Origin of the sequence: Pseudonocardia kongjuensis (assembly GCF_039526905.1) — a bacterium.
Lineage (GTDB): Bacteria > Actinomycetota > Actinomycetes > Mycobacteriales > Pseudonocardiaceae > Pseudonocardia > Pseudonocardia kongjuensis.
Window position 1 is genome coordinate 333,606 of record NZ_BAAAJK010000004.1, and the last position, 26,969, is coordinate 360,574.

The following is a 26,969-nucleotide window of genomic DNA, read 5'->3' on the forward strand; positions in this document are numbered from 1 at the left end:
GCGCCCGCGGGCCCGTTCGACGACCGCTCCGTAGAGTGTGGGCGTGAGTCGATGCCGGGGCGTCGAGGGCGGTTCCCCGCCTGCGGGAGGTCCCCGGCGGCGAGGAGGCAGCACGTGACGACGAACCGGGGGCTCACCGCGATCCGGCGCCCGGCCGACCTGCGCGGGCTCGGTGCGGACGAGCTCGCCTCGCTGGCGGCCGAGATCCGCGGGTTCCTGATCAAGGCGGTCTCACGGACCGGCGGTCACCTGGGCCCGAACCTGGGTGTGGTCGAGCTGACGATCGCCCTGCACCGGGTCTTCGACTCGCCACGCGACACGGTGATCTGGGACACCGGGCACCAGGCGTACGTGCACAAGCTGCTGACCGGCCGGCACGACGGCTGGGACCGGCTGAAGAAGACCGGCGGACTGTCCGGGTACCCGAGCCGCGCCGAGTCCGAGCACGACCACGTGGAGTCCAGCCACGCGTCGTCGTCGCTGTCCTGGGCCGACGGCATAGCCAGGGCGAACGAGCTCGCCGGGCGCGACCGGCACGTGGTCGCCGTCATCGGGGACGGCGCGCTCACCGGCGGGATGGCCTGGGAGGCGCTCAACAACATCGCGGCCGGCGACGACCGCAACGTCGTGATCGTCGTCAACGACAACGGCCGGTCCTACTCGCCGACGATCGGCGGGCTGGCCGACCGGCTCGCCTCGCTGCGGCTGCAGCCCGGCTACGAGCGGATGCTCGAGGCCGGGAAGCGGACGGTGCGCGGCACCCCCGTCGTCGGACCGGCGCTCTACGCCGGCCTGCACGCGATCAAGGCGGGCGTCAAGGACGCGGTCAGCCCGCAGGAGCTGTTCGGTGATCTCGGGCTGAAGTACTTCGGCCCGGTCGACGGGCACGACATCGCGCAGGTCGAGTCGGCCATGCGCCGGGCGAAGCGGTTCGGCGGGCCGGTCATCGTGCACGCGGTGACCCGCAAGGGCAACGGCTACCCCCCGGCCGAGAACGACGACGCCGAGCAGATGCACAGCCCGGCCGCCTTCGATCCGGCGACCGGCGAACCCACCGGCACGCCGTGCACCGGCTGGACCGACATCTTCGCCGAGGAGGTCGTCGAGCTGGGCGGCCGCCGCAGCGACGTCGTCGCGATCACCGCCGCGATGCTCGGCCCGACCGGGCTGGCCCCGTTCGCCGCGGCCTACCCGGACCGGCTGATCGACGTCGGCATCGCCGAGCAGCACGCGCTGACCACCGCCGCCGGCCTGTCCCGGGCCGGGATGCACCCGGTCGTCGCGCTGTACTCGACGTTCCTCAACCGCGGGTTCGACCAGCTGCTGATGGACGTCGGCCTGCACGCCGAGCGGCTCACCCTGGTGCTCGACCGGTCCGGCGTCACCGGCAGCGACGGACCGTCGCACAACGGCATGTGGGACCTGTCGCTGCTCGGGATCGTGCCCGGCATGCGGGTCGCCGCCCCGCGCGACGAGGACACCCTGCGCGAGGAGTTCCGGGAGGCGGTCGCCGTCACCGACGGGCCGACCGCGCTGCGCTACCCGAAGGGCGCCGTCGTGTCGTCGGTGCCCGCCGTCCGCCGGCTCGACGGCCCGGCCGGCGTCGACGTGCTGCACGAGCCGTCCGACCGGCGCGCCCAGGTGCTCATGGTCTGCGTCGGTGCGTTCGGCGCGCTGGGCGTGGCGGCCGCCGAGCGGCTCGCCGACCAGGGCGTCGACGTGACCGTGGTGGACCCGCGCTGGGTGCTCCCGGTCCCGCGCGAGGTCCTCACCCTCGCCGCGGACCATCAGCTCGTCGTCACGGTGTCCGACTGCGGGACGCACGGCGGCTTCGGCTCGGCGCTGTCCGACGCGCTGCGCGCCGCCGACATCGACGTCCGGCAGCGCGACCTGGCGCTGCCCCAGGAGTACCTGGAGCACGGCAGCCGGGACGACGTGCTGGCCCGGACCGGCCTGACCGTCCAGGACGTCGCGCGGCGGGTCACCGAGTGGGCCGCCGCCTCCGCCCCGGCGGTGCCGGAGCTGGGCGCGCCCGGCCGGGCGGTCCGGGGGGCCTGAGATGCGTGTGATCGTGGTCGAGGACGAGCCCGCCATGGCCGACGCCGTCGCCCGCGGGCTGCGCCGGGACGGGATCGCGGTCGACGTCGCCTACGACGGCGACGAGGGCTCGGAGAAGCTGTCGGTGACCCGGTACGACGTCGCCGTGCTCGACCGGGACCTGCCCGGCCGCAGCGGCGACGAGCTGTGCGACGAGCTGGTCGCCGCCGGGGGCACCACCCGGGTGCTGATGCTCACCGCATCCGGCACCCTGGCGGACAAGGTCGCGGGTCTGTCCCGCGGCGCCGACGACTACCTGGCCAAGCCGTTCGACTTCCCCGAGCTGGTCGCGCGGGTCCGCGCACTGGGCCGCCGGGCCACCCCGGCGCTGCCGCCGACCCTCGCCGCGGGCGATCTCGTGCTGGACCCGGCCCGGCGGACCGTCGTCCGGTCCGGGCGCCCGGTCGAGCTGACCCGCAAGGAGTTCGGGGTGCTGGAGGTGCTGCTCGCCGCGGGCGGCGCCGTGGTGTCGTCGGAGGAGCTGCTGGAACGGGTCTGGGACGAGAACGCCGACCCGTTCACCACCACCGTGCGGGTCACCGTGATGACGCTGCGCAAGAAGATCGGCGAGCCGGCCCTGATCGAGACGGTGGTCGGCGCCGGGTACCGGGTGCCGGACGCCGCGTACACCGGCATCCCGCCCGGGTCGGCCGCGGGCTGAGCCGGTGCACCGCCTGCGGCCGCGGCTGACCGCGCTGGCCACCGTGCTGGTGGCGGTGGTCGCAGCCCTGCTGCTGTGGCTGGGCTGGATGCTGGTCGGGGCGGCCGTCGCGGGGACCCCGGCGCTGCCGGGGACGGTCGTCGTCGACGGCGTGCCGGTGCCCGCCGAGACGGCCCGGGACGCGATCGCCGCGTCCGCCAGGGACGAGGTGCTGCGGGCCGGGCTGATCGCGTTCCCGCTGGTCGTGCTGGCCGGGGCGGTGACGGCGTGGGTGCTCGTCGGCCGGCTGCTCGATCCGCTGCGCCGGGTCGTCGACACCGCGTCGCGATTGTCGGCGAACTCGCTGGACGAGCGGGTGGCGCTCGGTCCGGCGCGCGGCGAGGTGGCGGAGCTGGCGATGGCGTTCGACGCGATGCTGGACCGGCTGCAGGCGGCCTTCGACGCGCAGCGCCGGTTCGTCGCGAACGCCGGGCACGAGCTGCGCACGCCGCTCGCGGTGCTGCGCACCGAGGTCGACGTGACCCTGCAGGACCCGGACGCCGACGCGGCCGAGCTGCGCCGGATGGCCGAGGTCGTGCGGGACGCCGGCCGCCGCTGCGACGAGCTCGTGACCGGGCTGCTGCTGCTGGCCCGCACCGAGGCGACCGGCCCGCTGACCGGCGCCGACCGGGCCCCGGTCGATCTGGCCGGGGTGCTGACCGCGGAGCTGTCGATGATCGCCCCGGACGTGACCGCGAGGGCGCTGACCGTGCGCACCGATCCGCGGCCCGCCGTCGTCGCGGGGAACGAGGCGCTGCTGCGGCGGCTGGTGGCGAACCTGCTGGAGAACGCGGTCCGGCACAACCGGGACGGCGGCTGGATCGACGCCGGTTGCGAGACCGGGGGGCCGGTGCTGCTGCGGGTCGTGTCCTCCGGCCCGGAGCTGGCGCCGGACCAGGTGTCGGAGCTGTTCGAGCCGTTCCGCCGGGGGCCGGTCGCGCGGACCGCGCACACCCGGGGATCGGGCCTGGGGCTGTCGATCGTCCGGGCGGTGGCGGAGGCGCACGACGGCACGGTGACCGCCGAGGCGGTCCCGGGCGGTGGGCTGGAGGTCCGGGTGACGCTGCCGGGCGTCGACGACCGGGACACCGCCGCGGCCGTCGACGACGACGGGCCGACGGGTACCGGTCGCCGGGCCCCGGACCGGCGGCTGCCGGCCTTCCGCGACCGCTGAACCTGGCCATGATCCCGGATCCGGCACCGGACCGTTCGCCGAGCGACCGTCCCGGTTCCGGATCCGTGATCACCGGGCAGCGAGGACGACCCGGCGGAGGGGTCGAGCCCGGGCTCAGCGGGGGGCGAGGACCGGTTCGAGCAGCGGGGCCAGCAGATCGACCTGCCACGGGCGGGCCCCGCCCGCGGCCAGCGCGCCGCGGACGTCGCCGTCGACGGGCGGAGTCCAGCACAGCCGGCGCAGCAGATCGGGTTGCAGCAGGTTCTCCACCGGCACGCCGTGCTCCTCGGAGACGGCGGCCAGCGCGGCGCGCGCGGCGGTGAGCCGGGCGGCGGCATCCGGATCGCGGTCGGCCCACCGGGACACCGGCGGCGGCCCGTCCGAGGGCGCCGATCCGCGGGGCAGCTCCGACTCGGGGAGCTCGGCGGCGCGGCGCAGCGCGTCGAACCAGTAGCGGGCCAGCCGGCGCTGCGAGCGGCCGCGGAACACCGGCAGCTCGGCGAGCGCCTGCGGCGACTCCGGGTTCCGGACGGCCGCGTCGACGATCGCGGCGTCCGGCAGCACCCGGCCGGGGGCGATGTCCCGCTCGGCGGCCAGGGAGTCCCTGGCGTGCCACAGCTCGCGGGCCGCGGCCAGCGGGCGCGGCCGGCGCACCTTGTGGATCCCGGAGGTCCGCCGCCAGGGCTCGGCGCGCGGACCCGGCGGCGGCGCGGTGCGCACCGCCTCGAACTCCTGCCGCGCCCACTCGGTCTTGCCCTGCTCCTCGAGGAGCCCGGCGAGCACGTCGCGCAGCTCGATCAGCACCTCGACGTCGAGCGCGGCGTAGACCAGCCAGTCCTCCGGGAGCGGACGGCGCGACCAGTCGGCCGCGCCGTGCCCCTTCTCCAGGGACAGCCCGAGCAGGTTCTCGACCATCGGGCCGAGACCCACCCGGGGGAGCCCGGCCAGCCGTCCGGCCAGCTCGGTGTCGAACAGGGACGCGGGGAGCAGGTCGATCTCGGCGAGACAGGGGAGGTCCTGGGACGCCGCGTGCAGCACCCATTCCGGACCGTCGAGCGCGGCGGCGAGGGGAGCGAGTGCGCCGCGCAGCGGGATGGGATCGACGAGTGCGGTCCCGGCGCCCGCCCGCCGCAGCTGCACCAGGTAGGCGCGCTGCGAGTAGCGGAAACCGGACGCGCGCTCGGCGTCCACCGCGATCGGGCCGGTGCCCCCGGCGAACCGGTCGGCCACCTCGGCGAGAGCGTCCGGGGACGCCGTCACCTCGGGCAGGCCGTCGGCCGGCCGGAGCAGGGGAACCGGATCGGGTGAACCATCCGGGGACGGACGACCGGGCGACCGGACATCCGCACCGCCTGTCGTCCGCATCCCCTGGTTCAGCGAATGACCCCCGCACGCATCGCCAGCGCCACCATCTGAGCGCGGTCACCGGTGCCGAGCTTGCGCCCGATCCGGGACAGGTGGCTCTTCACGGTGAGCGCGGAGAGGTTGAGCGCCTCGCCGATCTCCTTGTTGGACTGCCCGTCCGCGACGAGCTGGAGCACCTCCACCTCGCGGGCCGACAGCTCCCGCGGGGTGTTGTCGGTGCCCGGCACCCGGGAACCGGTCGCCAGCAGCGGGGCGACCGTCGGGTCGGCGTAGACGCCGCCGTCGAGCACCCGCTTCACGCCGTCGGTCACGACCGACGGCGATGCGGACTTCAGCAGGTACGCCTGCGCGCCGGCCTGGAACGCCGAGCGGACCGCGTACGGGTCGTCCGAGGACGCCAGCACCACGAGCCGGTTCCAGCCGAGCGACCGCAGCTCGCTCACCAGGTCCAGACCGCTGCCGTCCGGCAGGGTCAGGTCCAGGATCGCGAGATCGCACGGCCCTGCCGCGTGGGCGCGGGCCCGTGCCTCGGTGACCGAGGCGGCCTCGTGCACGGTGCCGGCCCCCATCGAGCGGAGCCTGCCGGCGATCGCCTCCCGCAGCAGCGGGTGGTCGTCCACGACGAGAACCGTGAACAGCTCCTCCCGTGGCTGCGGGACGATCCCCGGCGAGAGCACAGCTCCACCGATCGGAGCGCCACCTGCGGTGGTGCTGCCGGAGCTCTGCGCCGGCACTTGCTGGCCAAGTACAGCCACGTCGTCAACCTTCCTGGAGTCGGTCGTCAGCCCCCGACCAACACCGGAACCCGAGGGACGGAGAGTGGCGCTCGGCCGCCCGGGTGGGTGCCATGCGGGAGATGGTATCCCTCCATGCGGCCTAACGTCGCGTGTGCATTCGAACTTCTGCCCCGGAAAGTTACATGGATGTGGGTGCGCTCCCACTCCGACGGGTGACATTTCTCGTCAACACGCCGCTGACCTGCATCTATCAGCCGGGTGACCGACTCAACGGTACGGCGCCCACCGGCGGCAGTCCGGCCGCGGTGGCCACCAGGGAACCGAACGCGACGGCGTGTCGGGACAGGTCGGCGTCGCTCTCCGTAGGCGTCCAGGAGGCCCGCAGCTCGACGTCGTCCTCCCGCGGGGGGTCGTCGCCGGCCCCCTGGAGCCCCCCGAAACGGACCGACGAGGTCTGCGTGACGGTGCCGCCGAGTGCGGTGAACTCCGCGCCGGAGTGCTCGAGCGCGTCGGTCAGCCAGGACCAGCCGATGCTCGGCAGCATGTCGTCGCCGAGCTGCCCGATCTCCAGCCGGGCCTGGACGAAGCAGACCAGCCGGAAGGTGCCCTGCCAGCGGTCCTGGCCGTCCGGGTCGTGCAGCAGGATCAGCCGGCCGGAGGTGTCCGGCTCGTCGAGGTCGTCGGTGCCGTCGCCGCGGTGGCCGATGTCGGCCTCGACGCTCGTCGCCCAGCTGAACGGGGCCAGCCGGGGCGGCGCCTCGAGCGCGCGCACCACGAGCTCCGGGCGCGGCGCCACCGAGGCGAGTGAGGTGACCGCGTGGTGGAACAGCGGTGGTGGGGAGATCGCGTCCGGCACGGCGGGAGACTCTAGGGCGAACCGCCCGTCGTCGCAGGCAGGCGCGCCGGGGTGGGCGGCAGGTCGGTGCCGGGGACGTGGGAGGATGGCGGGGTCATGACAGCAGGTACCGCAGGCACCGTTCCCGCCCCCTCGACCGCCGCCGCCCGGCGGGACCTGGCCGGGTCCCCGTTCCTGGACGCCGTGCGCGGCCGCAGGCCGTCCCGGCTGCCCGTCTGGTTCATGCGCCAGGCCGGGCGCTCGCTGCCCGAGTACCGGGCGCTGCGGGCCGGCAACGGGATGCTCGAGGCCTGCCTGACCCCGGATCTGACCTGCGAGATCACCCTGCAGCCGGTGCGCAGGCACGGCGTCGACGCGGCGATCCTGTTCTCCGACATCGTGGTGCCGCTCTACCTGGCCGGGATCGGGGTCGACATCGTCCCGGGTACCGGCCCGGTGGTCGACTCCCCGGTGCGCACCGCCGCCGACGTCGAGGCCCTGCCGGAGCTGGCCCCCGAGCAGGTGGCCCGGGTGGCCGAGGCCATCGCGCTGCTGCTCCCCGAGCTGGGGGAGACGCCGCTGATCGGTTTCGCCGGCGCCCCGTTCACCCTCGCGTCCTATCTCATCGAGGGCGGTCCCAGCCGCAACCACGAGCGGACCAAGGCGCTGATGCGCTCGCAGCCGCAGGTGTGGCACGCGCTGATGGCCAAGCTGTCCCGGTCGACCGGCACCTTCCTGCAGCAGCAGGCCGCGGCCGGGGTCGACGCCCTGCAGCTGTTCGACTCGTGGGCGGGCGCGCTGTCCGAGCGGGACTACCGCGAGTTCGTCCTGCCGCACTCGGCGGCGGTGCTCGGCGCGCTCGCCGGGACCGGCCTGCCGCGGATCCACTTCGGGGTCGGCACCGCCGAGCTGTACGGCGCGATGACCGAGGCCGGCGCGGACGTGATCGGGGTCGACTGGCGCACCCCGCTGGACGTCGCCGCCCGCCGGGCCGGTGGCGCCGTGCCGGTGCAGGGCAATCTCGACCCGGCGGTGCTGTTCGCGGGGCAGGATGCGATCGACGCCGACGTCGCCCGGATCGCCGCGGAGGGTGCCCGCTGCCCGGGCCACGTGTTCAACCTCGGGCACGGCGTCCTCCCGCAGACCGATCCGGACGTCATCACCCGCACGATCGAGACCGTCCACGCCCAGCCGACCGGGTGAGCCGGTGACCCGGGTCGCCGTCGTCGGCGGCGGGATCTCCGGGCTGGCCGCGGCGCACCGGCTGCGGACGCTGCTCGGCCCGGACGCCGCGATCACCGTGCTCGAACAGCGGGACCGGCTCGGCGGGGTGCTGCGCACGGTCGACCTGGCCGGTGCACCGTTCGACGTCGGCGCCGAGGCGTTCCTGGTGCGCCGCCCGGAGATGCTCGACCTGCTCGGCGAGCTCGGCCTGTCCGGCTCGCTCACCCACCCCACACCGGCGACGGCCACGATCCGGGCCGGCGGGCGGACCGTGCGGCTGCCGCGCGGGACCCTGATGGGCGTCCCCGGCCGCGCCGCCGAGCTCTCCGGGGTGCTGTCGGCGGCCGGACTGGCCGCGGTGGCCGCCGAACCGTCGATGCCGCTGCACTGGGCGCCCGGGGACGACGTCGCGCTCGGCGGGCTGCTGCGGGAGCGGTTCGGGCCCGAGGTGGTCGAGCGGATCGCCGATCCGCTGCTCGGCGGGGTGTACGCGGGGCGGGTGGACACGCTCGGGCTGCGGGCGACCGTCCCGGCGCTGGCCGCGGCGCTGGACGCGGGCGCGTCGTCGGTGACCGACGCCGCCACCGCCGGCATGACCTCCGGCGGGCAGCAGCCGGGCGGGACGCTCGCCACCGGACCCGGCCCGGCGCCGGCCGGACCGGTCTTCGGTGCGGTGCGCGGCGGCTACCGGGAGGTGGTCGCCGCGCTGGTCGCGGCGTCCGCGGCGACCGTCCGCACGGCGACCACGGTGCGCGCCCTGGAACGCCGCCCCGCGGGCTGGCGGCTGGTGCTCGGCCCGGTCCCGGCGCCCGAGGTGCTGGACGTCGACGCGGTCGTCCTCGCCGTCCCGGCGCCCGCCCTGCGCAGGCTCCTCGAGCCGGTCCTGCCGGCCGCGGCCGCCGCGGCCGCCCGGATCGGCCTGGCGTCGTCGGCCGTGGTCGCGCTCGCCTACCGGCGGTCCGACCTGCACCCGCCCGCGACCAGCGGCTGCCTGGTCGCCGCCGACGAGCCGCTGTCGATCAAGGGGGTGACCCACGCGTCGACGAAGTGGGCGCATCTCGGCGACGACGGCCTGGTCCGGCTGCGGGCCTCGCTCGGCCGGTTCGGCGAGGAGGCCACCCTGCAGGTCGACGACGCCGAGCTGGTCGCCCGGGTCCGCGCCGACCTGCGCGAGCTCGACGGGATCGACGCCGACCCGGTGGCGGTGCACGTGCAGCGCTGGGGCGGCGGGCTGCCGCAGTACGGCGTCGGGCACGGCGGCACGGTCGCCGCGCTGGAGTCGGCGGTCGCCGCCGAGCCCGGGCTGGCCGTCGCCGGGGCGATGCTGCACGGGGTCGGCGTGCCCGCCTGCGTCGGCACCGCGCGGGCCGCCGCCGGGCGGATCGCCGACCGGGTGGTGAGGGCGCCCTGACCTCCCGGCGTAGCATGCGCTGCATGGCCCGCGTCGACGTCAAAGCGATCAACGACACCATCCGGTACACCATGTGGTCGGTGTTCCGGGTCGAGCCCGGCCGGCTCGGCGACGAGCGGTCCGAGGCGGCGCGGCAGGCGACCGAGTACCTCGACTCGCTGGCGAACAAGGACGTCGCGGTGCGCGGCGTGTACGACCTCGCGGGTGTCCGGCACGACGCCGACTACATGATCTGGTGGCACGCCGCCGAGATCGAGTCGCTGCAGGCCGCCTACGCCGACCTGCGCCGCACCACCGCGCTCGGCCGCGCCTCGGTCCCGGTCTGGAGCCAGACCGCGCTGCACCGCCCGGCGGAGTTCAACAAGAGCCACGTCCCGGCGTTCATGGCCGGCGAGGACCCGAAGCGCTACGTCTGCGTCTACCCGTTCGTCCGCTCCTACGAGTGGTACCTGCTGCCCGACGCCGAGCGCCGCACGATGCTCGCCGACCACGGCAAGGAGGCCCGCGGCTACGCCGACGTCCGGGCGAACACGGTGCCGGCGTTCGCGCTGGGCGACTACGAGTGGATCCTCGCCTTCGAGGCCGACGAGCTGTACCGGATCGTCGACCTCATGCGGCACCTGCGCGGCACCGAGGCCCGCCGGCACGTCCGGGAGGAGATCCCGTTCTACACCGGCCCGCGGGTCGAGGTCGGCGACCTGGTCGCGTCGCTGCCCTGATCCGGGGCTACTCGCCCGGCTCCAGGGTCAGCGACACCGAGTTGATGCAGTACCGCAGGTCGGTCGGGGTGCCGTAGCCCTCGCCGGCGAACACGTGCCCGAGGTGGCTGTGGCAGTTCGCGCACAGCACCTCGGTGCGCGTCATGCCCATGCTGGAGTCGGTGCGCTCGATGACGGCCTCACCGGCCAGCGGGGTGAAGAACGACGGCCACCCGCAGTGCGACTCGAACTTCGTCTCGCTGCGGAACAGCTCCGCCCCGCACGCCCGGCAGCGGTACACGCCGGTGCGCTTCTCGTCGGTGTACTCGCCGGTGAACGGCCGCTCGGTCCCGGCCTCGCGGAGCACGTGGTACTCGGCCGGGCTCAGCTGGGCCCGCCACTCCTCGTCGGACTTGACGACCTTCGGTGCGGGCTCCGTCCCGGAGCCGGTGTTGCTGCTGAACAGACCCATGCACCCACGCTAACCCTTCTCCGGGCGCGCTGCCTCAGAGCCAGGTGGAGACCACGAAGACCACCGCGTTCGCGATCACCCAGGCCGCGAACAGCAGCAGCACCGTGGTGACCGCGACGGCCGCGGTGCGGTGCGGTCCGCGTACCCGGTTCGCCGCGTCGGCGAAGTCCCCGACCCCGCGGATATAGCCCTCCACCGAGCAGGACGGCACCCGCTGCATCCGGTCCAGGTGGGCGGCGAACGCGCGCGCCTCCGGATCGTCCGGATCGAGGTCGGCGAGGTCGTCGTCGAACCGGGGGGACCGGTCGTCGTTCATGGCACCACGATAGTCGCCGCGGTAGGTTCCCCCGCGTGGCGAGCCGAGACGTGGTGATCCTGCAGGTCGACGGGCCGGACGGGACCCGGGACGTCCGGCTGACCAGCCCGGGCAAGGTCACCTTCCCCAAGCTCGGGATCACCAAGCGGGAGGTGGTCGAGTACTACCTGGCCGTCGGCGGGCCGATGACCCGTGCGCTGCGCGACCGTCCGACCAACCTCAAGCGCTTCAACGACGGCGTCGACGGCGATCCGTTCTTCGTCAAGCGGGTGCCGAAGGGCGCCCCGGACTGGGTGCGGACCTGCACCGTGACGTTCCCGAGCGGCCGGACCGCCGAGTCGGTCGCGATCACCGAACCGGCGACGATCGCGTGGGCGGCGAACCTCAACACCCTCGACTTCCATCCCTGGCCGGTCCGCTGCCGGGACACCGACCGGCCCGACGAGCTGCGGATCGACCTCGATCCGCAGCCGGGGACCGGTTTCGCCGACGCCGTCGCCGTCGCCGGGGTGCTGCGCGAGGTGCTCGACGAGGCGGGCCTCACCGGGTGGCCGAAGACGTCCGGCGGGCGCGGCCTGCACGTGTTCGCCCCGATCCGGCCGGAGTGGGACTTCATCGAGGTGCGCCGCGCGGTGATCGCGATCGCCCGCCGGGTCTGCCGGCGCATCCCGGAGCGGGCCACCGTCGACTGGTGGAAGGAGGAACGCGGCGAGCGGGTGTTCCTCGACTTCAACCAGGCCGCGCGGGACCGGACGATCGCCTCGGCCTGGTCGGTGCGCGGGCTGCCGGACGCGACCGTCTCCATGCCGCTGACCTGGGACGCGCTCGCCGACGTCGATCCGGCCGAGTTCACCCTGCGCACCGTCCCCGGGATCCTGGAACGGCACGGCGACCCGCACGCGGCGATGGACGATCATCGCGGGGACTGCGGGACCGCGCTCGGCTGGTACGCCGAGGACGAGAGCGAGCGCGGGCTGGGGGAGATGCCCTACCCGCCGGAGTACCCGAAGATGCCCGGCGAGCCGATGCGGGTGCAGCCGTCCCGCGCGAAGCGGTCTACCAGGTAAAACGCCACCGACTAGCGCGGTGACCGGCCTAGCATAGCGTGGACTCTCCGGATATCCTAGGCCGATGGCTGAGCGGTTGGATGATCTCTGCGCGTCGTTCAAGCGCGACCTGCGCGCCGAGGGCAAGGCTCCGCGGACCGGGGATCTCTACGCGATGAGCGTCCGGCTGTTCGGCGCGTGGCTGACCGAGCAGGGCCGTCCCGCCACGCTCGACGAGCTGTCCCGCTCCGCGATCCGGGAGTGGCTCGCCGCCCTGGCCGAGGACCGAGAGCAGTCGACCGTGCGGACCCGCTTCAAGGGGCTGCACCGGTTCTGCGGGTGGCTGGTCGCCGAAGGGGAACTCGACGCCCACCCGATGGCCGGCATGTCGCCCCCGGCCCCGGCTGCGAAGCCGGTCCCGGTGCTGTCCGACGCCGAGCTCACCGCGCTGATCAAGGCGTGCGGCGGCCGGGACTTCGTCTCCCGCCGCGACGCCGCGATGATCCGCGTCCTGCTCGAAACCGGCGTTCGGGTGTCCGAGCTCTGCGGGCTCACCGTGCAGAGCGTCGACCTCGACCGGGAGATGGCCCTGGTGACCGGGAAGGGATCGAAGGTCCGCCCGGTCTACTTCGGTTCGCGCACGGTGAGCGCGCTCGACCGCTACCTACGCGAGCGGCGCCGGCACCGGTGGGCGCACCTCGACGCGATGTGGCTGACGCAGCGCGGCGCGCTGTCCCCGGACGGCGCGCGGGAGCGGATCAAGATCCGCGGTCGCGAAGCCGGGATCGACGGGCTGCACCCGCACATGTTCCGCCACGTGTTCGCTCACGACTACCTGATGGCCGGGGGACAGGAGCGCGACCTCAAGAGGCTGGCCGGCTGGACCTCGGACACCATGCTCGAGCGCTACGGCGCGTCGGCGGCCGATGCTCGAGCAGCAGCGGCGGCCCGGCGGATGGCGCGCGGGGACCGCGTCTGACCTGCGCGATGTCCCGAGGTAGGACCCCGGTGAGAAGATATAGACGCGCTGAGCGGATAGCGCAGAAGTAGCCCGGCCCGGTGTTGGCGCACCGGAACCGGGCGGCGCACCGACTCGTCACCCTTCACCGAGGAGTCCGAACGATGCCGTCCAACGGTAGCACCGAAGCGAGCATGCTCGCTCACCTGTCATGGGCCAAGACGCGGGATCGTGCTGCGCGCACTGCTCCGGCCCGCCGAGGGCTGGAGGCGCGGTTCGAGCGGGAGGTAGATCCCGAGCTGACCATGTCCCCGGACGACCGCGCGAAGGCGGTGGAGTCCTACCGGAAGGCGTACTTCCGCAGGCTCGCTCTCGCCTCCGCCGAGGCTCGCCGCGCGAAGCAGGACGCGGCATGATCGCCCCGCCGAAGCGTCTCGTGGACGCCGTCGACCGCGCGGCCGAGATGACGGCCGCGATCGACCACGCCGTCAAGATCTCCGGGGTGACCGACCCGCTCGACGTCCTCGACGTCCGGCTCGCCGTCCTCCTGATCTTCCTGTCCGACCCGGCCGAGGAGTCGTCCCGATGAGCGCCACCCGCGCCGAGTACGCCGAGCAGTGGCGCGCGTACCTCCACGACCGTGCCGCACAGATGGGCCGCACCGTCGTCGACACCGAGTCCGGCATCGGTGACGACGGTCGGCTCTGGTGCCAGGTCACCGATGCCGCCACCGGCGCCGACCTCGCGGAGTTCACCGGTGACACCCCTGCGGAGATCACCAGACAGTTCGGGTTCGCCGGCCACGGCGAGTGGCTCACCGTGGCGCAGATCGAGTCGGCGCTCGACGAGATGCTCGCCGAGATCTGGCCCGAGGACGGTGCGGCATGACCGCGCCGGAGGAGGCCACGATGGTGCACGACGTCGTCGAGATGCTCGACAGGCTCCGCCGGCGTCGTGTCCACGTGCTCACTGCCGCGGAGGTCCACGTCGGCCGGGCGGTCGCCGCAGGCGCGGACCCCCGGAACCACGAAGTGCTGGTCGCCGCCTGGGCGCGAGCAGACCTCGATGTCCCGCGGCCCGTGCTGGAGCTGCCCGGCATGGATCCGCGCCTGTCCGCGCTGGTCGGCGGGGCGGTTCAGTTCTTCGTCGATCACGAGTGCGAGAGCTGATCACCACCACCTAAGCCACCGTCGCCTGGCCCGCGGCGGTCTGCCGGCCCGCCCCGTCCCCGTTCTCCGGCGGGGGCGCGGGCGGGTCGGCCATCACCTACCGGAGAAACCCATGACCGTGTACCACGGCATCCCGCTGCTGAAGGCGTGGATGCACAACGTCCTGCGCTGCCGGCGCGAGGCGCAGAAGATCAACAGGACCACCGGGACCGCACTGACCGACAGGCAGGGTCGGCCGCGGAACGACTGCATGGACCATGCGGCCGAGGCCGTCGCGCTCGCCTACCGCGAGCACGCGGACGCCCGGACGCTCACCGCCTTCATCGGGCGGGACAAGTTGGAGTGGTTCACCGGGATCGGCGACCGGAACGCGCGGGAGTACCGCGCCGTCCTGGTGCGGTTCGGGTGGCTCGCCGACACCGGCGAGCGGCGCGGCAACGGCCGGAAGCGATCGGTCGTCTACCGGTTGGAGATCCCGCAGTGCGACTGCGGTCGCCACGACTCCTGGGTGATGGCCGGGGGGTCCGCGAGCGAGCGCATACAGCGCGCGGCGGCGGTCGTGCAGGGTCACGCACCCGGGGACGGAACCCGGCCCGCACCCGACGATGACATCGTCAGCGTGGGTAACGACTACCCACGCGGGAACGTGGATGACGACCACCGCAGCGTGGGTAACCACCACGCGAGCGTGGGTAGTGACCACCGGAACGTGGGTAGTGACTACGCCGCAAACAGTCGAGTCGTACAGACGAGTCCTACAGACGAGTCTGTACAGACGAACGACGTCGATCGACGCGCGCGCGAGCGCGACTCCGCTCCGGCTGTGAGGCCGGGCTACGTCGCTCCGCTCGCCGGGCCTAGGACGAATGATGATCACAACGACGACCCGATCGGGGCGGCCGTCATCGGCTGGGGGGCCGCTGACGCCACCCAGCACGACGACACGACGGAGGCGGAGCCGATGGAGTGGTGCGGCGAGTGCGGCGCGCTGAGCGACGCACCGGTGTGCGTCGACTGCGACCTTCCACCCGAGGAGTATCCCGCCGGGATGGGACTCCCGGCGGAGCACGGCGGCACGCCGGGCGGACACGACCCGGCACTCCCCGCGCCCGCCGCGGCCCTACTGGCCGCGCTGCGCGCATACTCGCCGCTCCCGCTGACCAAGGCGCGAGACACGCTGGAACGCGCGGGTGCGAGCCTCTCCAACGGCCTGGTGCCGCTGATGGATCACCGGCTCGCACACACCCGCGGGACGATGGTGCACCTGGGCCCGGAGGTCCCGGACGACGAGATGGCTGCCTGATCTTCGCAACGCCTCGCTGTCGAACCCCTGTGAGATAATAGAAGCCATCGGGGAGCGATTCTGACGCGCTCTGCACCCCGCCTGCCTCCTCCTACGGGCCGGTGTCCGGGTGGGCGTCAGCGCCTCCGACGACGCGCGGCCCGGGGCCTGGACACCCCCGCACCCGCGTGCCCTGCCGCCCTGCTCGTGCGGCCACGCACACTCCCCGTCGGTGGTGCCTCGGGTTGAGCGGGCGTCCGCCCTGTGGGGCGGCAGGGACCTTCCTCGTGCTCCCCCCTCGGAGGCTTCTCATGCGCGGTCCCACCGGCATCCCGATCCGACACAAGGACTGTGTCGACTGTGGTCAGCTGTACCTGCCCCGTTCCGGGGCTCAGAAGCGGTGCATGGGCTGCCGGGCGCGGCTGGCCGTGAACCGCGCGCTCACCCCGCGCCGTAGCGCCCGGGGGGTGCGCTGATGGCAGACCGGGTGGTGACCGTCCGCCTGCACGCCCGAGTGCAGGGGTACGTAGATGACATCGCCAAGGCCGCTGCAGCGACGAAGTACCTGCGGCTGGAGGCGGAGCGGGTTGACGGGTCGCGCTACCGCGCCCACCTCGACCTGGACACGAAGTCCGCCGAGGCCGGCATGAAGCGCATGCAGGGGCAGATGGGCGGGCTGAAGTCCCGCCAGATCAGCATCGGGACCGGCAACCTGAATCGCCAGACTCGCGAGATCCGTGTTCTCGGCTCTGCGATCGCCGCCCTGGGGCCGGCCGGCGTCGCCGCCGGTGCCGTCGCCGGTGCCGGGCTGCTCGGGCTGGCCGGCACGGTCGGTGTGGTCGCTGCCGCCGCGGGTACAGGCATCGCGGCGTTCCAGGGCGTTGGTGACGCCCTGGAGGCGTTGCGCGCGTACGAGCTGGACCCGACCGCCGCGAACCTGGAGAAGCTGCGCGAGGCACAGCGGAACCTGACCGTCGAGGGTCAGCGGTTCACCCGGTACTTGCACAGCCTCCGCGGCCCGCTGCGGGAGCTGCGGAACACCGCACAGGCCGGCCTGCTGCCGGGAGCCGAGTCCGGACTGAAGTCGATCATGACGCTGCTCCCGCAGGTGGAACAGCTTGTCGGGACGACGGCCCGCACGATGGGCGACCTCGCGGCCGAGCAGGGGCGGACCTTCGACTCCGCGGGTGCCCGCGAGTACGTCCAGTACCTCGACGGCCGCGCCCGGCCGGTCCTGGATGCGCTGGTCCGGTCCACGATGGACGTCGGCCGCGGCGTTCTCGGGATGGCGCGCGGGTTCGACGTCGCGTTCGGTGACGACGTCCTCGCGGGTGCGCGGGGGCTGTCCCGCGAGTTCGCGCAGTGGGGCCAGGGCCTGCGATTCTCGTCTGACGTGCAGTCGTTCGGCGACTACGTCCGCGAGGTCGGCCCGCAGGTGGGCGCCACCCTGGGCGCGATCTCCCGCGCCATCCTCGCCGTCGCTGAGGCCGCGGCACCGATGTCCGGCCCGGTCCTCGGTGCCATCCGCGGCATCGCGACCGCTGTCGAGATGGTTGCCGACTCCGGTGCTGGCCCCGTGATCTTCGGCGTGGCAGCCGCGCTGGGCGCGCTGAACCTCAGCCTCAAGGCGATGTCCGCGATGAAGCCGACCGCCGTCATCGGCCTGCTCGACGGGCTCGCCAGCAAGGGCGGGGCCGCCTCCGGCGCCGCCGGCAGGCTCGCCGGGATGCTCCGCGGCCTCGGCCCGGCCGTCGTGGTCGGCGCTGCAGCACTCGCCGGGATCATGTGGTCGTACGACCAGGTCAGATCCAAGGCCATGGAGTCGGCCGAGGCCGTCGTCCGCGGCACGATGACGACGACGGCGGCGTTCGACAGCGAGCTCCGCCGGCTGCGCGACCGCAAGGCAGTCATGCAGGGGATGACCGAGGGCGCCGCGATGGGGCAGGCCATCGGGGAGCTGACCGGCAAGATCGACGCCAACGCGCAGGCGCTCGCCGAGGAGACCGAGGCGTGGCGGCTGGTAGAGGAGGGCCGTCGCGAGTACCTCGCCGGGCTGTCCGCCGCCGAAGCGGCCGTCGCACGTCAGGTGTTCGCGCAGGACGACCTGAACCGCGCTGTCCGCGAGTTCGGCGCGAACAGCCCGCAGGCCATCGCCGCGCAGCGCGACCTGAACACCGCGGCACGCGACGCCGACGTACAGCAGCGCGCCGCTGCGCTGGGAGTGGACACCCACACCGCCAGCGTGTCCCGCCAGCGGGACCTGTTCCTCGGCGCGATCGACACGCAGTTGAGCTGGCACCGGGCGCTGCAGACTGCCACGCAGTCGATCAAGGACAACGGCGCCAACGTCGACATCAACACCGCGGCCGGTCTCCGGAACCGGGAGGCGCTGCAGGGCATGGCCCGTGCCGCGCTCGACGACGTGCGGGCGAAGGGCGAGCACGGCGCGAGCACCCGAGAGATCACCGACCTCACGAACCGCCACCGCGACCAGCTCTACCGCACGGCGCTGCAGATGGGCATGTCCAAGGATGAGGCGAACAAGTACATCCGCGAGTTGGGCCTCACCCCAGAGCAGGTGACGACCGAGTTCAAGACCCCGGGGCTCGCCGACGCGGTGTCCAAGTCGGCGGAGCTGAAGCGCAACATCGAGCAGCTGGTCAACGTCCGGACGCCGTCGGCGAACATGGCCGAGAATTGGGCCGGCCGCGCCTCGGGCGGCCCGATCGTCGGGCCCGGGACCGGGACGTCGGACTCCGTGCCGATCATGGGCTCGAACGGCGAGTGGGTGATCCGCGAGCGGGTCAGCCGCGAGCAGGGCTCCGGCGCGATGGCCGCGCTCAACGCCGGGTACGCCGACATCGTGCCGCGCTACGCGACCGGCGGCCAGATCGGCGGGACGCGCCATCACGTGATCGAGAAGGACTTCCAGCCGACCGCGAAGGGCCTTCAGTCGGCGCTCGACCGGCTGTTCCCGCCGATGCCGGCCGGCATGGTCGGTGCCGCCGCCGGCGGCTGGGGCGGCGGTGTGCAGCGCTGGGCCCCGCTGGCGCTGCAGGCGCTCGCCATGATGGGTCAGCCCGCGAGCTACCTCGGGATCACGCTGCGCCGTATGAACCAGGAATCGGGTGGCAACCCGACGATCGTCAACACCTGGGACTCGAACGCTCGTCGCGGCACGCCGTCCGTCGGACTGATGCAGACCATCGGCCCGACCTACCGCGCGTACGCCGACCCGCGGCGCAACCTGGGGATGACCGACCCGCTGTCCAACATCCTCGCCAGCATGCGCTACGCGCTGGCCCGGTACGGCAGCCTGCCGGCCGCGTACAACAAGGCCGGCGGCTACGACCGGGGCGGCATCGCATCCGGGATCGGGTACATGCCGAAGTACACCATCGCACCGGAGCGTGTGCTCAGCCCGCGCCAGACCGAGTCGTTCGACCGGCTGGTGTCGGTGCTGGACCGGCCGACGCCGATCACCAGCATCGCCGGAGCGGTGCGCGGCGGGGACGGCGCCTCGTCGAGCGTGACGATCAACAACGAGAACCACTTCCGCGAGACCGTCGACATCGACCTGTTCGAGCAGCGCATGGACTTCGCCGTGCGCAGGGCACGGCTGTGACCGCCGACGAGATCGGCACCGCGTACGGCCTCCCGGCCGGCGACGTGCGCCGGTGGATCCGGGAGGCGGTGATCCCGTCGGGGCTCACCGGGGACCGGCTCGAACACGCCGTCGTCTCCGCGTACCTCACGCGGCCCTCGACGATCGCACGGCTCGACGGAGACCCCGCCGAGCTGCACGACACCTGGTCCGCGGCGGTCCGGGAGTCACTCGACCGAGCGGAGTCCGTGTGCCCGACGACGACCGACGACCGCTCTGCCGCGAGTGCCGCATGAAGCGGACCGTCCGGGGCCGCTGCTTCGCATGCTCGCTGGGCCGCCCGGCCCCGCCGCGCCGTCCACGGCGCACCTGATCAACGACCGGTCGGCGTCGGGCGTCGCCGGCCGGTCGTTCCCACGCCCACCACGCCCACCGCAGGAGATGATCACCATGTCCGACGAGTCCACCGAGACCGCGGTCGTCGAGCAGGACCCGGCCGCCACCGAGACCGAGGCCACCGAGACCGAGCAGCACGACGACACCGGCGGCGACGACGCCGCCCGTGCACGCCGTGAGGCCAAGAGCCTGCGCGACCGCCTCCGCGCCACCGAGGCCGAGCGGGACGGCCTCACGGGCCGGCTGGAGGCGATGCAGCGCGCCGAGATCGGCCGTCTCGCCGGCGAGAAGCTCGCCCGGGGCGCCGACCTCTTGGAGATCGGCCAGACCCCGCTCGCCGACCTGATCGGCGAGGACGGCACGGTCAACGCCGACGCCGTCACCGCCGCGGCGACGACGCTCACGGCCGACCGCGGCTACCTGCGCCGCCGCCGGTTCGAGGGCGGCGCCGATGGTGGCGCCGGACTCGGCACGACCGCCACGGACGGCCCGTCCTGGGCCGACGTACTGAAGCGCTGACCGCTTCCCCCTCGCACGATCCCCCGCTCGACCGCCTGGTGCGTGTCGGGCGGGGGCCCTGCCCCTGGTGGGCATCACCGCCACGACCCGGTGTCGCGGCATCCCCGATCCAGCACCTCCACCAGGAGTAACCATGACCCTGTACCGCAACGCCGGCCCCGGGATGGGCGGCGGCATCCTGCCCGACGAGTTCGGCGCGCTCGTGGAGCGCCCGGTCGCCGAGCAGTCGCTCGCCTACCTCACCAGCACGGTCGTCCAGACCAGCCGGTCGCGCTACCACATCCCGATCGTCACCGAGGACGCGCAGGCCGCGTGGACCGCGGAGGGCGCGGACATCGCACAGGACGAGCCGTCGCTCGCCGAGATCATCGTGACCCCGATGAAGCTGGCCGCGCTGACCGCCGTCACCAACGAGATGCGCGACGACTCCGACCCGGCGTCGCTCGACCTGGTCGGCCGGGGCCTCGCCCGCGACCTGGTCAAGAAGGTCGACGCGGCGTTCTTCGGCAACACCGTGACCAACGGCCCGTCGGGCCTGCAGTCCGTCGCCGGCGTCGGCGTCGTCAACGACGGCGAGAGCAGCCCCGGCCCGGTCACCGTGGCCAACTCCGACCCGTTCGCGCAGGCCATCGCGCAGGCCGAGCAGGTCGGCGCCGTGGTCTCCGCGTGGGCGGCGCACCCGGACGACGCGCTCGCACTGGCGCAGCTGAAGGAGGCCACCGGCTCGAACCGGGGCCTCTTGCAGCCCGACCCGACGCAGTCCGGCCGCCGGCTGATCGAGGGCGTCGGGCTGTACGTGTCCCCGGCCGTGGCCAAGGGGACGATCTGGGGCATCCCGCAGGCGTTCGTGCACGTCGTCCAGCGGGACGGCGCGACGCTGGAGACCGACACGTCGTTCTACTTCGGGTCGGACCGGACCGCGCTGCGCGCGATCATGCGCATCGGGTTCGGCTTCCCGCACCCGGCCGCGATCCAGAAGCTCTCCGTCGAGTTCGCCTGATCCACCCCGCACGTCGAGCCCCCGTCCCGCACACCGCGGGGCGGGGGCGTTCGTGTGTCTGCACCCGTTCCCGCGGTCACAGCAGGCCGTAGGCGGGAGTTCTACCCGTCCGAAGGTGAGGAGCCGAGCGCGGCATGCACGGCGTTCGTAGCCCGCGTCAGCGTGGGCACGTCGTCGTCGGTGAACGCGTGCCCGATCCCGATGTGCACGCTCCGGTCCTCCTGGACGTAGAAGCTGAACAGCGTGCCGCACGCCTCGGTGCACTGGTGCTCGTCGTTCGTGGTGGTGCCGGCCATGCCTGCTCCCTCGGTGGTGGTGTGCCTGCGCCACCGTGTCGCATCCAGTGGATGCAGCGTTACTCCGTACGCACGCCTGCGTGCACCACGCACAGCATGCGTGCACTACCACGCACCATCACGGTACGTAGCCGCCACCAGGCGTGGGCTGGTGTGGACGGACCCGCCGCAGTGATCACCACCGCGTCGCGGGCGGCTCGCACGTGCCCTGACCTGCGACGATGCATGTCGAAGCATGATCATCCAGTGATCGACACCGCGCCCCGTCGCGAGCACGCGCCAGCGTGCGAGTCCCTGACCTGCGGAAACGCAAGGGTGGGGTCTGCGAAGGGGGTGGGGGAGGGGCTCTCCGAGGCCCTTCCCGGAGACCGGTGGAGAGGCCTCTTCGATGTGCGCCAGGTTCAAAAACTTTGCTTAGCACAAGAAACTAACTCAGAGTGATGAATGCGCGCGCTGGAAGAGGGCTCTGACGCGGAGTCTCGCCCTCTCGATGCGTGTTGCGTCCCGGGTCAGCCAGACGGTCCGCGGTGCACCCGAGTCGTTCCATCTGATCCACGTCCGCCCGGCCGCATCGGTGAAGACGACGCCGAGGAGCTGCTTCTCGGCGCCGTCCGGTGGGTGGTAGGCCATATCCTCGCCGGGTAGTAGAGCGTCGGCCCAGGGCCCGACACCCCGCGCGACCCCTATCCCGTGCGGTCCCGCGGCGCCGAGAGAGTCAGGATCGTCGAGGTTCACACGTCGAGCGAACGCGACCGTGTAGATCGACTGGTCGCTCCCGTTCATCACCCTGATGCCGAGGCCGCGCTCGCCCTCGTTCGCGACGCCGCGGGTGAGAACACGTGCGGCCTGAGCCTGCCGTCTGTCGCGAACCTGCCCCCGGTAGGTGAAGGCGGCGATCAGGAGGGCGCCCATCGTGCCGAGGGCGCCGACGGACTGCGCGATGGCGTTGACGATGTCCCACCACTCCGCGTCCACGCGGCGAGGCTAGTCCTGCGGCGGTGTCGCGAGGCGCGGCATCGGCCGCGGCCGGACGTTCGGGATCATCCGCTGTTCGGTCCGCGACCACCGGTGCGTGCGCCACGGCGCGAACACGTGCCGGTCCGGCTCGCCGTCCCGCATCTGACTGTTCATCCGGGCCTCGGACTCCGCGAGCGCCTGCGTCGCCGCCGTGCCGCGGCGCGACTTCCCGGCGCGGTCGACGACCGACCACCGCCACGTGCGGGCCTCGGAGTCCCACCACGTCATCCGCATCGCTCTACGATCGCACGAGACAGCCCCGGCAGGTAGATGCTGCCGGGGCTGTTCTGCGCTGTCCTGGGGCTACTCAGACGGCCGGTTACGGCTCTGTGGCGCGTCCCGCAGGTCGAGTGCGTGCACGCGGGCGTGCTGCTCGACTGCCTCGGCGGCGACCAACGCCCCGCACAACGGGCAGGCGACCACGGGCACCACCCCGTGACTCCACGTCGCGAGCCGGATCTCCGTGCCGGGTTCCGGCCCGTTCACGCCGCGGCTCCGGCCGGCAGGACGGCCGCGTGCTCCGCCACGACGGCCTCGACGGCGCGGGCGACCGCGACGAGCAGGTCGCAGTGCCGACCGTCGAACGCGTGCCCGGGAGTGAGGTGGAGATCACCGTCGGCGCGGACGGTGAGATCGAGCAGGGTTCCGGTGCTGTACTCGTGCATGTGGTGCTCCCTCGGTGTCGGACGGAGCACGGGTGATCCACATCTCGCCGGATAACCCGCGCGACACCGCTCCATGTCGATGAGCGTTCGACCTGGTCAGGTGCTTGACACGAACAGCGCACTCGTGGTGGGCACCCCGAAGATGCCCGGCGAGCCGATGCGGGTGCAGCCGTCCCGGGCGAGGCGTCCGGCCGGCGACGACACCCCGGCGTGAGGTCCCCGGAGGCGTGAGCTCCTGACCGGTCCGGCACCGGCCGCCGGATGACCGGTGCGGGGCCGTGCCGCCGGATGTCCGGTGCGCGGCCGGGCCTCGCCGCGCTGCGAGCCGGGCGGTGTCCCGCCGCGCCGGGCGGGCGCTCGTTTCCGGTGCCCGGAAGAAGCGCCGCCCCGTCCGGTCCGGCCGGAAACAGCGGCCCGCGGACGTCCGTTCCCCCGCCGGATCGTCCCGGGACGGCCGGGGCCGTGCGCCCCCGCCCGGCCGCGGGTCGATCCGTCCGACCGGACCGACGGAAAGGAACGACACATGCTGAGCCACATCCGGCGGCACTGGATCCGGTGGAGCATCGGCGGGGTCCTGCTCGCCGTCCTCGCGGTGACCGCCGTCCCATACGTCTACACCACCTACGTCGCCGAGGCCGCCCCGGCCGGGCTGGCCACCGAGCGCCTGCAGCCGGCCACCGACGGGCCCGAGGCCCCGCTCGACGGCAGCTGGCGCGCCGCGGACGGATCCGAGGCCGAGTACCGGATCGACGAGATCCTGTTCGGCCAGGAGGTCACCGCGGTCGGCCGGACCGGCGAGGTCGACGGGGAGATCGAGATCTCCGGCACCGCGGTGCGGACCGGCCGGGTCGAGGTGGACATGGCCTCGGTCGCCACCGACAACCCGCGCCGGGACCGCCAGTTCCGGGACAACCTGATGGACGTGGCGGACAACCCGACGGCCACGTTCGCGCTGACCGGGCCGGTGGAGCTGCCCGGCAGCCCCGCCGTCGGGTCCGAGATCACCGTCCCGGCGCGCGGCGAGCTGACCCTGCGCGGGGTGACCAGGCCGGTCACCGTCGATCTGACCGTCGGCCGGGGGGCCTCCGAGCTCACCGTCTCCGGGGAGGTCCCGGTCGCGCTGGCCGACCACGGGATCCCCCGCCCGTCGGTCGGCGGGATCTCGGTCGCCGACCGGGCCACCGTGGGGTTCGCGCTGCGGTTCGAACCCGCCTGAACGGCACAGGACCGTCGAGATGCGGCTCAGCGCGCGGTGGAGATCGACAATGCGCGCTGAGACGCATCTCGACGAGTGGCTGTCCGGGCCGTCCGTGCCGGGTCAGCGGAGTGTCAGGAGGTCGGCGTCGACCGCTGAGTCGGATCCGCCGAGCGTCGTGTCGTAGGCGAGCAGCCCGTTGATCTCGATCTCGGCGTGCACCGTGTCCCCCTCCGACAGGGCGAGGACGTCCCCGCGCAGCGCGAGCGTGGTCGGATGGTCGAACGACGCGGCAGGCACCGGTCCGGCGGAGAGCAGTACGAGTTCGGTGCCGGTGTTCGCATCGGCCTGACGCACGGTCCCGTGGACGACGATCCGTTCCCCGGCGTGTGAGTCGGGATCGCGGACGATCGCGTTCCACTCCGCGACGGTGACCTCTCGTGGCGCCTCCGGTGCGACGACGAGTGCGCCCTTCCCGCCGGGAGCGACCGACCAGTCGGACGAGCCGACGATCATCGCCAGGAAGGCGACGCCGCTCAGCACCAGCGCCACGACGGCGGTGCCCCGTCCGGCGCTCCGACCGGACTGCGCCCGGCGCAGCGCCACCGCGGCGAGGACGGTCGCGATCAACCACACCGACACCGTGAACGGCCCGAACCCCAGCACCGGGCCGATCAGGACCGCGCAGCCGGAGAGCCCCAGCGCCCACATCGCGAGCCTCGTCCTGCGTCGCGGTACCGCAGGTTCGTACGGCGACCGTCCACGGGGTAACGGCGGCGGGTACGACGGCGACGGTGGACTCTGACGGCGGGGCACGTCCGGTTGTCGGAGATGTCCGCGGGCATGTTGCGCCAGGTGGCCGATCGTCATCAGTTCTGACTATCCGCAGGTCGGAGCCCGGCGAGCAGGTAACGACTCCGGGTCGCCCACCGGACATGCCCGGCGTGAACATCACCCCGCCCCCGCCGGAAGGCGACGAGTACGTACCGCAGGCGAACCGGCCGGCCGGAGCACGGCGGGAGCGCCCGCTGTGGCAGTGGATGGCGGCGAGCAGCGCCGTCACCGCTGTCCTCGTCGCCGCGCTCGTGGTCGCCGTGATGTCGTCGGTCGGGAGCGGTGGGACGGCAACCGCATCGGCCGACACCCGGACGTCTCCCACGTCGGCGCCGGTACGGACGACGACCCGCACGACACCCCCGCCGACCACGACCGTCGCTCCGCCGCCGCCCGCGCCGGCCCGCGAGATCTCGTCCCGGGACTGGCAGAAGATCGCCCGGGACCCGGGCTCCCATTTTGGCGAGAGCATCGTCGTGCACGGACACATCACCCAGTTCGACTCCGGCACGGGGCTGGACACCTTCCGCGCCAACGTCGACGGGGTCCGGCAGGGTCAGTGGTACGACTATCAGACCAACACGCTGCTCACCGGAGAACGGGGCGCGGTCGCGGATCTGGTCCAGGGCGACCTGTTCCGTGCCGAGGTGGTCGTCGGGCAGGCGTACACCTACACCAACACGATGGGCGGCTCGACGACCGTGCCGACCCTCGTGATCACCAGCGTGACCCGGACGGGCTCCGCGGACTGACACCCGACGGGTACCGCGGCGGCGAGCCGGACGTGTGCGCGCGCGGTGGCAGAATCACCGCTCGTGTACGCGTTCCTGGACGACGGCCCCTACGCCGGTGAGCTCGTGCGCATCGACCCGGAGCCCTCGGGCCGCCCGCCCCGGACGATCGAGCTGACCGACCCGGGCGGCGAGCCGGCCGACTACGACCTGATCGGCCCGCACCACGACCCGGACCGGTGGATCTACCGGCGGGCGCGCTGAGCGTCAGCCCTGTTCCCTGGCCCGCTTGCGGCGCTTCCCCTCGTGCATGGCCTGCACCCGGGGCACCGGGATGGCCCGGCCCTCGTCGAGCAGGACCTCGGGCAGCGGCGCGGGCGCCGGGCGCAGTGTCCGCCAGGGATCGGTGTCGCCGAGCAGCCCGGCGGCGGTGCGCACGGTGACGTCGGCGGGGGAGAGGTCGTCCAGGGCGTCCCAGGGCACCGGGAAGGAGACCGGGAGCCCGGGCCGGGCGCGCGGGCTGTGGACGGCGACCAGGGTCGCCCAGCCGGCCCGGGTCGGGTCCAGGAACACCCGGCCGCCGCGGTCGTCCCGGATGAACGCGGTCGTCGCGACGTCCGGCCCGCGGGCCTCCGCCCGGGCGCACAGCGCGCGGGTCGCGGCGAACGCGTCGTCGACGCCGAGCGGAGCCGACAGCGGCACGACCAGGTGCAGCCCCTTCGCCCCGCTGGTCTTGACGACGGCGTCGAGCCCGAGCTCGTGCAGTGCCGCCCGGACCAGCCGGGCGGCGGCGACGACCGCGGCGAACGCGCCGTCCGGCGGCGGATCGAGGTCGATCACGAGCTCGTCGGCGCCGGTCGCGCCGGTGCGCAGCAGGGTCGGGTGGAACTCGATCGCCCGCTGGTTGCCGAACCACAGCAGGGTCCGGCGGTCGGCGCACACCGGGTAGTGCACGGTGCGCTGCGAGCTCTCCGCCCACACCGGCAGCGTCGGGATCCAGTCCGGCGCCCCGCGCGGGAGGTTCTTCTGCATGAACGGCCGCTGCCCGGGCCGGGCCCGGACCACCGACAGCGGGCGGTCGGCGAGCGCGGGCAGCATCCGTTCCGCGACCGCGTCGAGATGGTCGAGCAGCTCCCGCTTGGTGACGCCGGCGCCGTCGAACACCGGATCGTCCAGGCTGGTCAGCTCGACCCCGTCGCGGACCTCCTGCACCTGCCGGCGGGCCATC

General features: G+C 73.5%; 30 protein-coding genes. 19 read left to right on the plus strand and 11 right to left on the minus strand.

Annotated elements, in window-relative coordinates; all coding sequences use genetic code 11:
• The first annotated feature begins 114 nt into the window (after positions 1–114).
• Genes dxs through ABD160_RS05715 form a run of 3 tightly spaced genes read left to right on the plus strand, consistent with a single transcriptional unit; the run spans position 115 to position 3,971 of the window.
• Positions 115–2,058, plus strand: a complete 1,944-nt coding sequence (gene dxs, locus ABD160_RS05705) for a 1-deoxy-D-xylulose-5-phosphate synthase (RefSeq protein WP_344019024.1) — start codon at positions 115–117, stop codon at positions 2,056–2,058.
• Position 2,059: 1 nt separating this feature from the next.
• Positions 2,060–2,758 carry a response regulator transcription factor gene (locus ABD160_RS05710; protein WP_344019026.1) on the plus strand — a complete coding sequence of 233 codons (699 nt, stop codon included), beginning with the start codon at positions 2,060–2,062 and terminating at the stop codon, positions 2,756–2,758.
• 4 nt (positions 2,759–2,762) lie between these two features.
• Positions 2,763–3,971: a sensor histidine kinase gene (locus ABD160_RS05715; protein WP_344019028.1), complete on the plus strand. Its 1,209-nt coding sequence runs from the start codon at positions 2,763–2,765 to the stop codon at positions 3,969–3,971.
• 114 nt (positions 3,972–4,085) lie between these two features.
• Here the strand turns inward: ABD160_RS05715 and ABD160_RS05720 are convergent, their stop codons facing one another.
• From ABD160_RS05720 to ABD160_RS05730, 3 genes are all read right to left on the minus strand, one after another.
• Positions 4,086–5,336, minus strand: a complete 1,251-nt coding sequence (locus ABD160_RS05720; RefSeq protein ID WP_344019031.1) for an HRDC domain-containing protein — start codon at positions 5,334–5,336, stop codon at positions 4,086–4,088.
• Between the two features lie 8 nt (positions 5,337–5,344).
• A complete protein-coding gene (locus ABD160_RS05725; RefSeq protein ID WP_010233729.1) occupies positions 5,345–6,013 on the minus strand; it encodes a LuxR C-terminal-related transcriptional regulator in 669 nt (222 codons plus the stop codon).
• A gap of 310 nt (positions 6,014–6,323) precedes the next feature.
• Positions 6,324–6,929: a DUF3000 domain-containing protein gene (locus ABD160_RS05730; RefSeq protein WP_344019033.1), complete on the minus strand. Its 606-nt coding sequence runs from the start codon at positions 6,927–6,929 to the stop codon at positions 6,324–6,326.
• A gap of 96 nt (positions 6,930–7,025) precedes the next feature.
• Here ABD160_RS05730 and hemE point away from each other — a divergent pair, with 96 nt between their 5' ends.
• The 3 genes from hemE to hemQ are packed head-to-tail and all read left to right on the plus strand — an operon-like array spanning position 7,026 to position 10,262.
• Positions 7,026–8,111, plus strand: a complete 1,086-nt coding sequence (gene hemE / locus ABD160_RS05735) for a uroporphyrinogen decarboxylase (protein WP_344019035.1) — start codon at positions 7,026–7,028, stop codon at positions 8,109–8,111.
• A gap of 4 nt (positions 8,112–8,115) precedes the next feature.
• Positions 8,116–9,543 carry a protoporphyrinogen oxidase gene (gene hemG / locus ABD160_RS05740; protein ID WP_344019037.1) on the plus strand — a complete coding sequence of 476 codons (1,428 nt, stop codon included), beginning with the start codon at positions 8,116–8,118 and terminating at the stop codon, positions 9,541–9,543.
• 23 nt (positions 9,544–9,566) lie between these two features.
• Positions 9,567–10,262: a hydrogen peroxide-dependent heme synthase gene (gene hemQ, locus ABD160_RS05745; protein WP_344019039.1), complete on the plus strand. Its 696-nt coding sequence runs from the start codon at positions 9,567–9,569 to the stop codon at positions 10,260–10,262.
• Positions 10,263–10,269: 7 nt separating this feature from the next.
• On the opposite strand, the gene msrB is transcribed toward hemQ, so the two are convergent.
• Both msrB and ABD160_RS05755 read right to left on the minus strand, forming a co-directional pair.
• Complete coding sequence (msrB, locus tag ABD160_RS05750) at positions 10,270–10,713, minus strand: peptide-methionine (R)-S-oxide reductase MsrB (RefSeq protein ID WP_344019040.1); 444 nt, start codon at positions 10,711–10,713, stop codon at positions 10,270–10,272.
• A gap of 34 nt (positions 10,714–10,747) precedes the next feature.
• Positions 10,748–11,029, minus strand: coding sequence for a hypothetical protein (locus ABD160_RS05755; RefSeq protein WP_344019041.1), 282 nt, complete (start codon positions 11,027–11,029; stop codon positions 10,748–10,750).
• Between the two features lie 35 nt (positions 11,030–11,064).
• Here ABD160_RS05755 and ligD point away from each other — a divergent pair, with 35 nt between their 5' ends.
• From ligD to ABD160_RS05805, 10 genes are all read left to right on the plus strand, one after another.
• Positions 11,065–12,096 carry a non-homologous end-joining DNA ligase gene (ligD, locus tag ABD160_RS05760; RefSeq protein WP_344019042.1) on the plus strand — a complete coding sequence of 344 codons (1,032 nt, stop codon included), beginning with the start codon at positions 11,065–11,067 and terminating at the stop codon, positions 12,094–12,096.
• 64 nt (positions 12,097–12,160) lie between these two features.
• The gene (locus tag ABD160_RS05765; RefSeq protein WP_344019043.1) at positions 12,161–13,054 is read left to right on the plus strand and encodes a tyrosine-type recombinase/integrase; all 894 of its coding nucleotides are present in this window, start codon (positions 12,161–12,163) and stop codon (positions 13,052–13,054) included.
• 391 nt (positions 13,055–13,445) lie between these two features.
• Positions 13,446–13,622, plus strand: a complete 177-nt coding sequence (locus ABD160_RS05770) for a hypothetical protein (RefSeq protein WP_344019045.1) — start codon at positions 13,446–13,448, stop codon at positions 13,620–13,622.
• Positions 13,619–13,921, plus strand: a complete 303-nt coding sequence (locus ABD160_RS05775) for a hypothetical protein (RefSeq protein ID WP_344019047.1) — start codon at positions 13,619–13,621, stop codon at positions 13,919–13,921. Before ABD160_RS05770 ends, ABD160_RS05775 begins: the two co-directional genes overlap by 4 nt.
• Positions 13,918–14,202 carry a hypothetical protein gene (locus ABD160_RS05780; protein WP_344019049.1) on the plus strand — a complete coding sequence of 95 codons (285 nt, stop codon included), beginning with the start codon at positions 13,918–13,920 and terminating at the stop codon, positions 14,200–14,202. The genes ABD160_RS05775 and ABD160_RS05780 overlap by 4 nt, the downstream gene beginning before the upstream one ends.
• Before the next feature lie 112 nt (positions 14,203–14,314).
• Positions 14,315–15,505 carry a hypothetical protein gene (locus ABD160_RS05785; RefSeq protein WP_344019051.1) on the plus strand — a complete coding sequence of 397 codons (1,191 nt, stop codon included), beginning with the start codon at positions 14,315–14,317 and terminating at the stop codon, positions 15,503–15,505.
• 454 nt (positions 15,506–15,959) lie between these two features.
• Positions 15,960–19,109 carry a lytic transglycosylase domain-containing protein gene (locus tag ABD160_RS05790; protein ID WP_344019052.1) on the plus strand — a complete coding sequence of 1,050 codons (3,150 nt, stop codon included), beginning with the start codon at positions 15,960–15,962 and terminating at the stop codon, positions 19,107–19,109.
• A complete protein-coding gene (locus ABD160_RS05795) occupies positions 19,106–19,384 on the plus strand; it encodes a hypothetical protein (RefSeq protein ID WP_344019053.1) in 279 nt (92 codons plus the stop codon). The genes ABD160_RS05790 and ABD160_RS05795 overlap by 4 nt, the downstream gene beginning before the upstream one ends.
• A 154-nt stretch (positions 19,385–19,538) precedes the next feature.
• Positions 19,539–20,003, plus strand: coding sequence for a hypothetical protein (locus tag ABD160_RS05800; RefSeq protein ID WP_344019055.1), 465 nt, complete (start codon positions 19,539–19,541; stop codon positions 20,001–20,003).
• Between the two features lie 133 nt (positions 20,004–20,136).
• Positions 20,137–21,003, plus strand: coding sequence for a phage major capsid protein (locus ABD160_RS05805; RefSeq protein ID WP_344019057.1), 867 nt, complete (start codon positions 20,137–20,139; stop codon positions 21,001–21,003).
• A 101-nt stretch (positions 21,004–21,104) separates the two neighbouring features.
• Here the strand turns inward: ABD160_RS05805 and ABD160_RS05810 are convergent, their stop codons facing one another.
• From ABD160_RS05810 to ABD160_RS05825, 4 genes are all read right to left on the minus strand, one after another.
• Positions 21,105–21,299, minus strand: coding sequence for a hypothetical protein (locus ABD160_RS05810; RefSeq protein ID WP_344019059.1), 195 nt, complete (start codon positions 21,297–21,299; stop codon positions 21,105–21,107).
• A gap of 432 nt (positions 21,300–21,731) precedes the next feature.
• Positions 21,732–22,274 (minus strand): hypothetical protein, encoded by a 543-nt coding sequence (locus ABD160_RS05815; protein WP_344019061.1) that lies wholly within the window; start codon positions 22,272–22,274, stop codon positions 21,732–21,734.
• A 9-nt stretch (positions 22,275–22,283) separates the two neighbouring features.
• Positions 22,284–22,550, minus strand: a complete 267-nt coding sequence (locus ABD160_RS05820) for a hypothetical protein (protein ID WP_344019063.1) — start codon at positions 22,548–22,550, stop codon at positions 22,284–22,286.
• Positions 22,551–22,798: 248 nt separating this feature from the next.
• Positions 22,799–22,981: a hypothetical protein gene (locus ABD160_RS05825; protein ID WP_344019066.1), complete on the minus strand. Its 183-nt coding sequence runs from the start codon at positions 22,979–22,981 to the stop codon at positions 22,799–22,801.
• Positions 22,982–23,504: 523 nt separating this feature from the next.
• Here ABD160_RS05825 and ABD160_RS05830 point away from each other — a divergent pair.
• Complete coding sequence (locus tag ABD160_RS05830; RefSeq protein WP_344019069.1) at positions 23,505–24,197, plus strand: YceI family protein; 693 nt, start codon at positions 23,505–23,507, stop codon at positions 24,195–24,197.
• A gap of 102 nt (positions 24,198–24,299) precedes the next feature.
• Here the strand turns inward: ABD160_RS05830 and ABD160_RS05835 are convergent, their stop codons facing one another.
• The gene (locus ABD160_RS05835; RefSeq protein WP_344019071.1) at positions 24,300–24,887 is read right to left on the minus strand and encodes a hypothetical protein; all 588 of its coding nucleotides are present in this window, start codon (positions 24,885–24,887) and stop codon (positions 24,300–24,302) included.
• Between the two features lie 224 nt (positions 24,888–25,111).
• On the opposite strand from ABD160_RS05835, the gene ABD160_RS05840 reads away from it, so the two are divergent.
• Complete coding sequence (locus tag ABD160_RS05840) at positions 25,112–25,762, plus strand: hypothetical protein (protein ID WP_344019074.1); 651 nt, start codon at positions 25,112–25,114, stop codon at positions 25,760–25,762.
• Between the two features lie 63 nt (positions 25,763–25,825).
• Complete coding sequence (locus tag ABD160_RS05845; RefSeq protein WP_344019076.1) at positions 25,826–26,005, plus strand: hypothetical protein; 180 nt, start codon at positions 25,826–25,828, stop codon at positions 26,003–26,005.
• Positions 26,006–26,008: 3 nt separating this feature from the next.
• Here the strand turns inward: ABD160_RS05845 and ABD160_RS05850 are convergent, their stop codons facing one another.
• Complete coding sequence (locus ABD160_RS05850) at positions 26,009–26,968, minus strand: DNA polymerase domain-containing protein (protein ID WP_344019079.1); 960 nt, start codon at positions 26,966–26,968, stop codon at positions 26,009–26,011.
• Position 26,969: the final 1 nt, after the last annotated feature.

What these genes read in the sequence shown, in the direction of transcription:
- ABD160_RS05770 (WP_344019045.1), top strand. Translation starts at nt 13,446, where the DNA reads ATGATCGCCCCGCCGAAGCGTCTCGTGGACGCCGTCGACCGCGCGGCC.
- ABD160_RS05755 (WP_344019041.1), bottom strand. Translation starts at nt 11,029, where the DNA reads ATGAACGACGACCGGTCCCCCCGGTTCGACGACGACCTCGCCGACCTC.
- ABD160_RS05825 (WP_344019066.1), bottom strand. Translation starts at nt 22,981, where the DNA reads ATGCACGAGTACAGCACCGGAACCCTGCTCGATCTCACCGTCCGCGCC.
- ABD160_RS05850 (WP_344019079.1), bottom strand. Translation starts at nt 26,968, where the DNA reads ATGGCCCGCCGGCAGGTGCAGGAGGTCCGCGACGGGGTCGAGCTGACC.
- ABD160_RS05780 (WP_344019049.1), top strand. Translation starts at nt 13,918, where the DNA reads ATGACCGCGCCGGAGGAGGCCACGATGGTGCACGACGTCGTCGAGATG.
- ABD160_RS05835 (WP_344019071.1), bottom strand. Translation starts at nt 24,887, where the DNA reads ATGTGGGCGCTGGGGCTCTCCGGCTGCGCGGTCCTGATCGGCCCGGTG.
- ABD160_RS05790 (WP_344019052.1), top strand. Translation starts at nt 15,960, where the DNA reads ATGGCAGACCGGGTGGTGACCGTCCGCCTGCACGCCCGAGTGCAGGGG.
- ABD160_RS05785 (WP_344019051.1), top strand. Translation starts at nt 14,315, where the DNA reads ATGACCGTGTACCACGGCATCCCGCTGCTGAAGGCGTGGATGCACAAC.
- ABD160_RS05800 (WP_344019055.1), top strand. Translation starts at nt 19,539, where the DNA reads ATGTCCGACGAGTCCACCGAGACCGCGGTCGTCGAGCAGGACCCGGCC.
- hemE (WP_344019035.1), top strand. Translation starts at nt 7,026, where the DNA reads ATGACAGCAGGTACCGCAGGCACCGTTCCCGCCCCCTCGACCGCCGCC.
- ABD160_RS05820 (WP_344019063.1), bottom strand. Translation starts at nt 22,550, where the DNA reads ATGCGGATGACGTGGTGGGACTCCGAGGCCCGCACGTGGCGGTGGTCG.
- ABD160_RS05775 (WP_344019047.1), top strand. Translation starts at nt 13,619, where the DNA reads ATGAGCGCCACCCGCGCCGAGTACGCCGAGCAGTGGCGCGCGTACCTC.
- msrB (WP_344019040.1), bottom strand. Translation starts at nt 10,713, where the DNA reads ATGGGTCTGTTCAGCAGCAACACCGGCTCCGGGACGGAGCCCGCACCG.
- ABD160_RS05830 (WP_344019069.1), top strand. Translation starts at nt 23,505, where the DNA reads ATGCTGAGCCACATCCGGCGGCACTGGATCCGGTGGAGCATCGGCGGG.
- ABD160_RS05710 (WP_344019026.1), top strand. Translation starts at nt 2,060, where the DNA reads ATGCGTGTGATCGTGGTCGAGGACGAGCCCGCCATGGCCGACGCCGTC.
- ABD160_RS05810 (WP_344019059.1), bottom strand. Translation starts at nt 21,299, where the DNA reads ATGGCCGGCACCACCACGAACGACGAGCACCAGTGCACCGAGGCGTGC.
- ABD160_RS05720 (WP_344019031.1), bottom strand. Translation starts at nt 5,336, where the DNA reads ATGCGGACGACAGGCGGTGCGGATGTCCGGTCGCCCGGTCGTCCGTCC.
- ABD160_RS05840 (WP_344019074.1), top strand. Translation starts at nt 25,112, where the DNA reads ATGCCCGGCGTGAACATCACCCCGCCCCCGCCGGAAGGCGACGAGTAC.
- ABD160_RS05765 (WP_344019043.1), top strand. Translation starts at nt 12,161, where the DNA reads ATGGCTGAGCGGTTGGATGATCTCTGCGCGTCGTTCAAGCGCGACCTG.
- hemQ (WP_344019039.1), top strand. Translation starts at nt 9,567, where the DNA reads ATGGCCCGCGTCGACGTCAAAGCGATCAACGACACCATCCGGTACACC.
- ABD160_RS05805 (WP_344019057.1), top strand. Translation starts at nt 20,137, where the DNA reads ATGACCCTGTACCGCAACGCCGGCCCCGGGATGGGCGGCGGCATCCTG.